Raw genomic sequence first — 10704 nt, 5'->3', positions numbered from 1 at the left:
TCAGACTCAAATCCGAAGTGGTTTTGTACATTATCTTCTTACAAAGAATTTAATTTTCATGAATTAATACATCTTAAAACAAATTCTATAAAACCTAATGAATACATAGCAATTTGGGAATGGATTGTATTACTAGAAATTGCTCAACAGTGTGTTGCTGATCAAACAATGGATAATATTCACAAAGATAAACTCTCTGATTTTTTAGATAAAAACTTCAATGGTTTAAAGCTAGACATGAATAAAGTTATTGAGCTAACAAAGAAAAAAGGTATTGACGCTGGCGTGTTAAGTCTAATTAGATTAAACGCAAATAATAGTTCTGATACAAAAAGCGTTTCTGGTACTTATGTGGAGTATATTGAAGATTTAAAAGAAAATATTATACTAGCATTAAAAGAATCAGAGAATAGGTATACAGTGATTTTTGATGAACTCGATGATAAATTCAGAAATGATGATATTTATAAATCAAATATCACCAGTCTCATTAAAATCACTGATAAATTAAACGATATTTTCTTTAGTGAAGATATTAAAGTTAAAGTGATATTGTTGCTTAGGACTGATATTTTTTATATATTAAATGATCCTGACTTAAATAAAATTGAACAAGATGGTGCCTTAAAGCTTGAGTGGGGAAATACAATTAGATCTAATTCTCCTCTATTCGGAATGATTTTAAACAAAATTCAAAAATCTGTTCCTGAATTTGAAAATGAATCTCATGATTCTTTATTTTTGAAATTATTCCCTCAGAATATAAATAATAGAAAACCTAATGAATTTATACTTGGGCGCACTTACTTCCGGCCGAGGGATCTTGTAACGTATTTAAATTTGATCATAGAAGCATATCCAGACACAGCGTATTTTGGTTATAAAGGCTTTTTAGAAATGGAAAAAAGTTACTCTTCATACTTGTACAAGGAAATTAGAAATGAATTGTGTGGGCATATCTCTGATCAAAAAATTGATGATTCATTCTTGCTATTGAAACAATTTAAAAAAAATGAATTTACGTATACAGAAATTAAAAGGTATTTTGATAGTAAAAATGAAAGCTTTAAGAGTATTGAACTTGAGGAAACATTACGGTACTTTTTTGATTTTGGAGTACTAGGAAACAAGCAATATAATACACACAAGGAAAAAAATTTCTTTTCATGGGCGTATAGAGAAAATATTAAAATTGATTTTGACAAAACCTTTGTTGTTCATCTAGGTTTAAGAAAAGAACTTTCAGTTTAGTCGAAGTGAACGTGACGGCCGCCGTCGGACGAGGTGTAGAGTTAACGAAATCTTCAACAGACTACGATGATGTGACTCAGACACTCACATGGGAATCGGACATCAACTATCGTCAACGGAGCTTGACATCGCTCGAAGTCAAAGACAGATTTACAAACACACATGAATTAGTCGACGTCGAATTACAGAAATCGAACTCGATGCGGATGGGAAGAGAGCAATCGTACACTCGTACCGGTACCGGTCACCCTGTACTCACCCTCGGGGATGGCGTGAACGGGTTCGTGTTGACGCTTCCGAAGAACGAAACATGATACCGACTGGTGTGTCAGACAAAAGTACTCGACCGGGCAATCAAAAATCAATTGAGTCATCGCTTACTGTCTCGGAAATGACACGTGGTAGTGGAACCCAACAATATTCGGTCAGTACAACACCGACTCCAGAGAGGGATTATACGGTGGAAATTGAAGATTTTGATCTTGGCAGCTATCGTTTAGTTGAGATGTAAGCTCCGGACGGCTACGTCTTACCAAAAGAAGTAGTCACGTTCGAAATCAAACTCTAAAGCCCAGTGCTTCAAATATGAGACATTTCGAACGAGACGGTGAAACAAGTCAAGTTGACGAAACTCGAGGAGGATACGATGAGCGGTCTGAAAGGCGCGGTTTTCCAATTATTGAATGAACAGAATGAAGTCGTACGCGACAACGTGACGACAGGGGACGATGGAACGATTGCAGTCGAGTGTATCCCGATTGGTACGCATACGTTCGTTGAAAAGACGGCACCTGCCGGCTACATTCTTGATACGACGCGTCATACATTCACGATTAAATATGGCTGAGATACGGTGGGGCAAGTCAATATCGAATCGTAAACGAACGACAAAAATCGATCTACTTGATCGAAACGGATGTTGTGATGGGACTCGTTTCTGGTGATTATGCGTTGCGTTAGTCGAGACGAAAGCGCGGGCTATATGTTAGATTCGTCACTACACACCTTTACAATCAAGACCGGAACGAATGAAGTGGTGACGACCTCGTCACAGACGAGGATGGACGCATTGAAGTGACCGGACTCACGCTATGTGAGGATATGTTCACCGAAGTGGCTCCCCCGAACGGTTATCAGCTAGATGCAAGAGTGCATAAAGTTCGCTTTGACGTCAATCAACGTGAAGCAACCGTGACTGGTCTCGTCAGCAGCCCGTATACACTCGTTGAGACGAAAGCGCCAACTGAGTATTTGCTTGACGAGACACCGTGGACGATTCGCTTCAAAGCAGGTGGAGACGTATCGGTGCGACTCACTGTCGAGAATACCTGGACCTGGACTTCGAGTTTGGAGATGGCGATATCCCGGTTGGCTCTGGTACGCCAGACAAACCGACCTCGACACTCGACCGCCTCCCGTTCACGGGAAGCGCGACGTCGAACGGTCTCTTGGATCGGATTGCTATTTGCTAGTTTAGGCATTTGGCTCATCCGGTCTGGAAAAAGAAAAACTGTCTAAACGAAAAAGCTGACACTGCGTCTCAATCGCGGTGTCAGCTTTTTCGTGTTCACATCGGTACGATGATTTGTTTCGTCTGTTTGTTCGAGAGCGTATACGTCACGACGTAGTTCGTACCGATTGCTTTGACGCTCGTCTTCGTGATGGTCGTCTTCGACTGATCGAGCCGGATGAGCGTCACGTAGCGGACGTCTTTCCCCGTATTGTACGAGATGACTTGCGCCCGCGGTTTCCACTCGTAGTCACGGACGGCGACGAAACTCGTGCTCGTCCGCATCGACGTGCCGTTCAAATTCAGCTGCATGAGCTGCACCGTGCGACCGTTCGTATCCCCATACAAGACGTTTTGGGTCGCAATCGAGCTCTTCAGCAGTTTCAATCCTTCGGCGAGATGGAACCGTTGGACGTATTTCGCTGACGCAGGTCCCGTGATTTTATCATAGACGACGAGCGTCTGTGCCTTGTCATAGACGAGCGTGCGGCGGTGGGTCGCGCCTTTGCCGATCAGCTTGCTTTCACCGATGGCGAGGCTCGTCGGTCCGGTGTTCTTCACCGTGACGATCCGGCTCTTACCGCGCATAGCGGCGCTCAGATCGAGGTTCTCGCCGTCCCGGTGCACCGTGTTGTGGGCGTCGACGCCGAAGACGCGCTGGCGCTCGGGCCGGTTCGTATAGCCGTAGCGGCCCGTCTCGATGATGAAGTCGCGGCCGAGGCCGTATACGTCGATCGTCAAGTCGTCGGCGTGCTTATGGGCGCTCGAGTAGTAGCCGGCCGTCATCATGACTTGCGTTGCCTGGGTGAAGGCGCGCGGCGGGGCCGACCAATACTCGCGCATGAAGCTGTACTGCGTGCCGATCCGTTTCAAGACGTGCGGCGGCTTGACGCCTTCCGTCCCGCGCGTGAGCGCATAGGCGAGCTCCGGGTAGTCGTCCGTGTCCGGGATGATGCCTTTCGTCCGGATGGCGCCCGACGTGTCGCCGAAGATCGGGAGCGTGCTGTTCGGTTTCAGCATATACGTCAGCTGCTTCGGCATGTCCTCCATGTTGGCCATGCTCGGTGGGAGGACGAACCGGTTCGCCTCGGCCCAGTCAAGGAAGCGGGCGAACGTGTGATACATGTACGACTGATAGCCCGGCGAGTGCTCGAGGTGGACGGCGTCCTTCGAGATGCTGTGGGTGATCTGTTTTTGCAGGCGCGTATTGGCGAGCGTCTGCCAAGCTTGGCTACGGTCGAACTCAGGGAACGTCTGGGCGATGGCGGTCAACGCCATGTCTTGGAAGATGCCGTGGTTATGGTACGTCTTATAGAAGCTTGGCGTCGCGAGGAGCGTCCCGTGTTCGTGGAGCGTCTTTAATAGGAGACCAGTGAAGTTTGCGTCCTTATGGAGTGACGTCTTTTTATACACATCCCAGAAGTTCAAGAGATGGAAGGTCCGGATTGACGTGCCATGGTCGTTGTACGGCCAACGGAGTTGTTTATAGTTCGCGATCGGATGCGCCTTCGTCCAGCTTTTGATGACGCGCTCCCCGTACTTCAAATAGGCTAGATTGCCCGTATCGTTATACGCTTGTGTCAACTGGTTGAGCACGGTCAAATAGTGAATCTGGAACGGGTACGAGTTGCTTTCAGACGCTGGGACGCTCCAGTTGAACGTATCGACGTTTTTCACCGTCAGACGAAACGGTGCCGTCTGGATGTACCAGTCACCTTGGAGCGCGCGGTCAGCGTACTGTTTCGCCCGCTCGGGACTGATCACTTCGTACTCATACGGGATGTGCTGTTTCGTTGCCTTCACATAGTCGTGGGCGATTTGGCGCGTCGCCGTCGCATTCATGCTTGACGCCGACAACGGTGAGGCGAGGAGGAGCTTCGCTTCACTTTTTTTGATCATGATTTGTTTCGACCCGTCGACAGCGATGTAATACCAACCCGACGGACGGACGACTTTATACCGCTTCGTCACCGGGTAGGCGGTCACAGGCGTGATCCGGTTGTTCTTCATTTCGTAGACGGTCGCGTTCGGGACGGACCGAATATGGAACGGTGTCGCTGAAGACGCTTCTGCGGGTTGCGCCGGGACCGTTGTCACGACGGCAGCGCTGAAGATGACGAGCGCGATTAATTTTTTCATAGGATCCCTCGATGGTGGTGGATTTGGATTGACTTCTTTTTTTAATACTACCATTAAAGGAATCGATTTCCTTATTATTGAAAATGCGAGGAATGCATGGTGAGAGAAGATGAAAACCAAGACGATTCAAAGAGAGAACCTCAGTGAATGTCTTGGTTTTTTTGTGCATCATTTCGATTAGTCGAGATTGATCCGATTGACCGCATTTCGTAGATGGTTTTCTTTCACCCGGATATAACGCCGCGTCGTCTTCGGCTCACGATGCCCGAGCAACTCGGATAAAGTCGTCTCCATGACCCCTTGTTCATACAGGTGGGTCGTGAAGGCGTGGCGCAGTTTATGTGACGTGATCTTCTGTCCCATCACGTCGCGCGCGGCGTTCGTCAAATGACGGTTGATTGTCGTCTTACAGATGGTGGCCCCGCGCAAGGACGGAAAGACGAGTGGGGAGTCGACGTGTCGTCGTTCTTCCTCGAGATAAGTCTGCATGATGGCGTAGATCATGTCGTTCAACGGGACGATACGCGACTTCCCGGCCTTCGACTCCCGGATTTGGATGCGCCGCTCGTCCAAGTCGACGTCACCGAGCTCGAGCGTCCTTACTTCATTGATGCGCATCCCGGTATGGAGCTGAAGTGTCAAGAACGTCCGGTACAGCGGCACGTCAATCGCGTCGATGATGGCGAGGATCATCCGCGGGGACGGTACGTCTTGGGGGAGCGGATCGTTTACTTTCACCCGGAGCTGGTGGAACGGGTTGTGTGTGACGAGCTGTTCGGCGACAGCCCAGTCATACAATCCGCGCAGAGCGCTCAAATAGTTGTTGATTGTCACGGGCTGACAGGATTTGTCGCGGAGCGCGTCGATGTAGGGCATGACGTCTTGACGCGTCTTGAAGTCGTCTAATCGGCTATCAGGACCCATGATGTCGAGGAAACGGTTGAACTTGTAGTCGGCTTGATCGATCGTGTTTTGGGCCTTTCCGGTCATGCGTAAAAAGTGGAGGTGTCGCTTGACAGCCTCATCGATTCGAATCATGATCTCATTTCTCCTCGTATTTGTTGTCTTCGCGAAGCATCCGGTGCAGCTCGGCTTTATAGGCACGGAGCCGGCTCGGAGAGTAGCCGAGCGCATCCTCGGTGCCGTGAAGCAAATGGCAGAGTAAAGTGTAATGACGGTTTGGTAAAGTCTTTTGCTTGTCGCTGAGCCAAAGGGAGAGCGGCATCGATTCTGGTTCAATCTGTTCCGGGAGGCACTCGCTCGCGATTTCAAAGACGAGCGTTTTCGTCTTCGTCGCCCGGTAGTTGAGGATGGCGCCGCGCACCCGGATGTAACAGTACGTCTTTGATAGCGTCTTCCCGTCTAGGATAGCGCGCCAAAGAGCGATGCGGGCCGCTTGGGCACAGTCGTCGGTCTCGTTTTGATGGATGTTTAGCTGGCGGATCACGTAATAAATCATCGGTTCCCAATCGTTCAGTTGTTGGTCGATCTCGTTCATGGTCGGCTGCTTTCTCGCGCGCGTTCAAGTTTTCCTAGGTGGATACAGCATAATGGTTGTTATGCTGTTTTCGCACCTCACCAATCGCATTGTTTCGTCACGGCAAGCGTTATGTATAACATCCCGGAAACACGAAACAAGCGCTAGGCGTTGTTTCACCTAGCACCCATTTCTCTATAACAACCATTATAGGAGGGTGGTATAAAATCGATGTTAATTGCATTAAAAGGGAAATGATAGCCACTTTTTATTGTTTATTCTTCATTTATTGGATACAATTTACAAATGACAAACTTTTGGAATTGTGAGGCAAAACATATGAACCGATTCAATCGCCAGATCGCGGCCGTCCTACTCGGTGGCACGCTCCTCTTGTCGCCGCTCGCGGCCGAGGCCAACTCGGACTTTAACGTCCGTGTCGCCCCGAAGACGACGCTGCATCAGATGAAAGATAAGAAAGTCGTGCCGCTCCAGACTGTGAGCACGACGCGGGAATACCGCATCGTCCGTCCGTCCGGCTGGTACTACCTCGCCATGTCCGGCGGCAAGCAAATTTATGTGAAGAAGAGCCAGGCACAGGTCGTCCCGGCCCGGTCGCTCACGAAAGCACGGCTCACGAGCGCGGTCAACCGTTCGCTCGTCCACGACTATATGCGCGGGACTCCCGGCCACGCGCCGTACGAGTATGACCGCTTGACGACGGAGCAGGCAAAACAGTTCGCCGACCGGGCGCTTCGTGGCGACTGGTACATCCCGACCGCGCCGAACCAGCTCCTCGTCCCGAACATCGACACGTTCAACTGGCATAAGGACGTGCCAGCGGTCGACAGCACGTCGTATCCGTTCCAACTCCATTACTTGACCGTGCTCAACCAGTTGACACAGGCGTACAACGACTCAGGCGACCTCGCCTACTTAAAGTACGGCGAACGTCTCATCAAGAGCTGGACGACAGCACACCCGGCCTCGAACTATAAACGTCTCAAGTGGGGCTATAACGACCAAGGAACGGCGATCCGCGTGTTCCACCTGTTGAACTACTGGGACATCTATAAGAAGACGTCGCTCCACAAGGACCCGGCGTTCACCGAACTGATGCTGAAGACGATCTACGAACACGGCGAGATCTTGGCATCGCCCGACTTCTATAAGTCGCGCCACAACCACGGTATCTTCCAAGACATGGCGCTGACCGCCATCGCCCAGAGCTTCCCGGAGTTCGACAAGAGCGGTGCGTGGCAGTCACTCGCGAGCACGCGGCTCCAAGCACAAATCTCGCATAGCATCTCAGCCGACGGCATCCATCTCGAGCATTCGCCGGGCTATCAAGTGTACGTCTACCACACGTTCGGCCGCTTCCTCGAATGGGCCGAGGCGAACGCCTTCACATTGCCGTCGCGCATCGAGGACATTAAAGAGATCCCGGTCCAGCTCGCCTACATGGTCAAACCGAACCGGACGTTGCCGATTTTCGGCGACACGGCCGGACATTTGCGGGCGATGAACATCATCCCGGGCGCGGCCGACTATCCTGAGCTCGCCTACGCCGTCAGCGGCGGGGTGGAAGGGACCGAGCCTGCACTGTTGACGAAGCAGCTCGGTAGCCAGTACAGTTTCATGCGCGAATATTGGGCGAAACCGCCGCAGACGTTCTCCGGTGCGACGCAAGTCATGATGACGGCCGGGTATCACTCAAACGCCCATAAGCACGCCGACGACCTGAGCATCGACTTATACGGGCTCGCCCGCGACTTCATCGTCGAGACGGGACGCTACGGCTACACGAACCGCCCGGAACGGCGTGAAGTGTTCAAAGTCGAGGCGCACAACACGGTCCACCGCTACGGCGAAGGGCTTGACCTTGGCGCCGACATGGTCGGCAAGAGCCGCATCGTCTCCGTCGAGGATCTTGGTGCGACGAGCATCGCCATCGGTGAGAGCGAACTCGTCGGCAAAGGCGGGGTGCATCGCCGAACGCTCGTCTACGACAAAGCGAAGACGCTCGTCGTCTATGACAAGATCACGTCTCCTGAGCCCGACATGTTCGTACAGCGGTTCCACCTCGGGGACGGGTTGAACTTGTCGCGCGGTTCGATCGACCAAAACGACGTCCAGTTCCGCGACTCGACGCGCCGCACGATCCAACTCATGCAGCTCGAGACGGACGAGGACTCGTACATGTCAATCCAGCCGAGCCACTTGTCGGTCCGTGACTTCGAATGGAAGCCGCGCGAGCAGGTCGTCTCGGTCGAGTACGGGACGGACGTCCGTTACATCACGCTCATCCGGATCGACCGGACGAACACGTATATCGAGCAGGCGGACATCGAGGAACGCGAAACCGAATATGTCGTCACGTATACGGTCTCGAACGGAGAGACGGGAACGATGACGATCCCGAAATGAATGAAGCCCGGCCTCGTGCCGGGCTTTCTGTTATTTACCGGGAGTTTTCGTTGTATCCTATGCCCTGTTCAGGTAGAATTTTCAAGTAATGAATGGAAATGAAGTGGGGGACACGATGGAACACTCAATCTCTAGACAATTCGTCAGCCAGCTCACGCCATGGGCGAGCAGCGACTGGAACGCCCGGCTCGCACCGGGGACGATGTTGTACCAATGGAAAGGCAAGCAGGTCGTCCCGTACATGCGGACGAGCGCGACAACTGAATATCGCCTGATCCGACCGTATGGCCGCTACACGATTGTCCGGTCACGGTCGCGGCAACTTCTCGTCTTGACGTCTACAGTTGAGCTCATCCTGACGCGTCCGCTCACGAAAGCGAGGCTCGGGGGCAGTTTGAACCGCGTCCTCGTCCATGACTATATGCGACAGAAAGCGGCGTACACTCCGTATACATATGAACGGTTGACGGACGACCAAGCTGTCACGTTCGCCGACCAGACGCTCAATGGGGACTGGTATATCCCGACGGCACCGCACCGCATCCGTGTCGACGACGTCGAGTCGTTCGACTGGGAGCGTGACGTCCCGGACGTCGACAGCAAGTCGTTCCGCTTCCAGCTCCATTACTGGACGACCGTCAACCAGTTGACGCGGGCGTACCGGCAAACCGGTCGGCTCGATTACCTCGCCTACGCCGAGCGTGTCGTCCTCAGTTGGACGAAGCGGTATCCCGTCATGCGCGCCGACCGCGTCGCCTATAACGAGCACGGCACCGCCGTCCGTGTCTTCCATCTGCTCAGCTTTTGGGACGCGTACCGTAAGACCGAGCTCCATCGCGACCCGGGTCTGACCGAGCGCATCTTGAGCGTCGTCTATGATCACGCGGTCTTATTGGCGTCGCCGACGTTTTACCGGATGCGCCATAATCATGGACTGTTCCAGGACATGGCGCTGCTCGCCATCGCCGAGACGTTCCCCGAGTTCGACAAGAGCGAAGATTGGGCCCGCATCGCCCGCGCCCGGCTCGATGACCAGCTCGAGACGAGCCTGTCTGAGGATGGGACCCATCTCGAGCACTCGCCGGGGTACCACGTCTACGTCTACCATACGTTGGCCCGCTTCAGTGAGTGGGCGGGCTTGAACGGCATCTTGTTGCCGCGCCGCTTCGAGACGATCCGACACATGCCTGCGCAGCTCGCCTATTTTGTTAAGCCGAACCGGACGCTGCCGATCTTTGGCGATACGAGCGGACATATCCGTCCGTTCGACATGGTCCCTGATACGCGCGACTTCCCGGGGCTCGCCTATGCGCTCAGCGGCGGGACGGAAGGGAGTCAGCCGACCGAGCTCGTCAAACGGCTCGGGACGCAATACGCCATCATGCGCGAATACTGGGCACATCCGAAACGTGTTTTCAGCGACGCGACGCATATCACGATGACGGCCGGCTATAACGGCTATGCCCACAAGCACGCCGACGACCTCAGTTTAGAGCTGTACGGCCTTGGTCGTGATTTTATCGTCGAGACGGGCCGCTACGGCTATACGGACCGAACCGAGCGCACCCAGGCGTTACGGGTCGCCGCCCATAACACCGTCCACCGGCTCGGCGAAGAGCTCGACTTGTCGGTCGAGAACATCGGACAGAGCGGGATCGTTTCGGTCGAACAAGATGCGAAGACTAGCGTTGCCCGCGGCGTCAGCCGACTCATCGGGAACGGGGCGACGCATGAGCGGAGGCTCATCTATGACAAAGCGCGCACGCTCCTCGTCTATGACCGGATCACGTCGCCTGAGCCCGACCTGTTCGTGCAGCGGTTCCACCTCGGAGCAGGCCTCGAACTCGTCGCAGGATCGGGGACCGCGCGTGACGTCTTGTTCCGCGACGTGAACCGGCGC

9 protein-coding genes are annotated in these 10704 nt (G+C 52.7%); 6 read left to right on the top strand and 3 right to left on the bottom strand.

Translation table 11 applies throughout. The features are described 5' to 3' along the window. The 4 genes from A6395_RS15960 to A6395_RS15870 all read left to right on the top strand — a co-directional run. On the top strand, positions 1-1251 hold a 1251-nt coding region (locus A6395_RS15960; RefSeq protein ID WP_071398142.1), incomplete at its 5' end, for a P-loop ATPase, Sll1717 family. 5 nt (positions 1252-1256) lie between these two features. Continuing rightward, positions 1257-1565, top strand: coding sequence for a hypothetical protein (locus A6395_RS05040; protein WP_071398141.1), 309 nt, complete (start codon positions 1257-1259; stop codon positions 1563-1565). A 293-nt stretch (positions 1566-1858) separates the two neighbouring features. Continuing rightward, positions 1859-2098: a prealbumin-like fold domain-containing protein gene (locus A6395_RS05035; RefSeq protein ID WP_071398140.1), complete on the top strand. Its 240-nt coding sequence runs from the start codon at positions 1859-1861 to the stop codon at positions 2096-2098. Positions 2099-2325: 227 nt separating this feature from the next. After that, complete coding sequence (locus A6395_RS15870) at positions 2326-2769, top strand: prealbumin-like fold domain-containing protein (RefSeq protein ID WP_149038969.1); 444 nt, start codon at positions 2326-2328, stop codon at positions 2767-2769. 49 nt (positions 2770-2818) lie between these two features. On the opposite strand, the gene A6395_RS05030 is transcribed toward A6395_RS15870, so the two are convergent. The 3 genes from A6395_RS05030 to A6395_RS05020 form a co-directional block, all read right to left on the bottom strand. Further along, positions 2819-4900, bottom strand: a complete 2082-nt coding sequence (locus A6395_RS05030; RefSeq protein WP_071398139.1) for a heparinase II/III family protein — start codon at positions 4898-4900, stop codon at positions 2819-2821. Positions 4901-5077: 177 nt separating this feature from the next. Then, positions 5078-5938 (bottom strand): tyrosine-type recombinase/integrase, encoded by an 861-nt coding sequence (locus tag A6395_RS05025; protein ID WP_252100513.1) that lies wholly within the window; start codon positions 5936-5938, stop codon positions 5078-5080. A 4-nt stretch (positions 5939-5942) separates the two neighbouring features. Further along, complete coding sequence (locus A6395_RS05020) at positions 5943-6398, bottom strand: sigma factor (RefSeq protein WP_084812950.1); 456 nt, start codon at positions 6396-6398, stop codon at positions 5943-5945. Positions 6399-6716: 318 nt separating this feature from the next. On the opposite strand from A6395_RS05020, the gene A6395_RS05015 reads away from it, so the two are divergent. Continuing rightward, positions 6717-8804 carry a heparinase II/III family protein gene (locus A6395_RS05015; RefSeq protein WP_071398138.1) on the top strand — a complete coding sequence of 696 codons (2088 nt, stop codon included), beginning with the start codon at positions 6717-6719 and terminating at the stop codon, positions 8802-8804. Positions 8805-8919: 115 nt separating this feature from the next. Further along, the coding region (locus A6395_RS05010; RefSeq protein ID WP_252100512.1) for a heparinase II/III family protein at positions 8920-10704 on the top strand (1785 nt) is incomplete at its 3' end.

The sequence above is a fragment of the Exiguobacterium sp. SH31 genome, from assembly GCF_001816105.1.
GTDB classification, from domain to species: Bacteria; Bacillota; Bacilli; order Exiguobacteriales; family Exiguobacteriaceae; genus Exiguobacterium; species Exiguobacterium aurantiacum_A.
The sequence above is the reverse complement of the archived record's forward strand: the minus strand, read 5'-3'. Positions and strand labels throughout refer to the sequence as shown.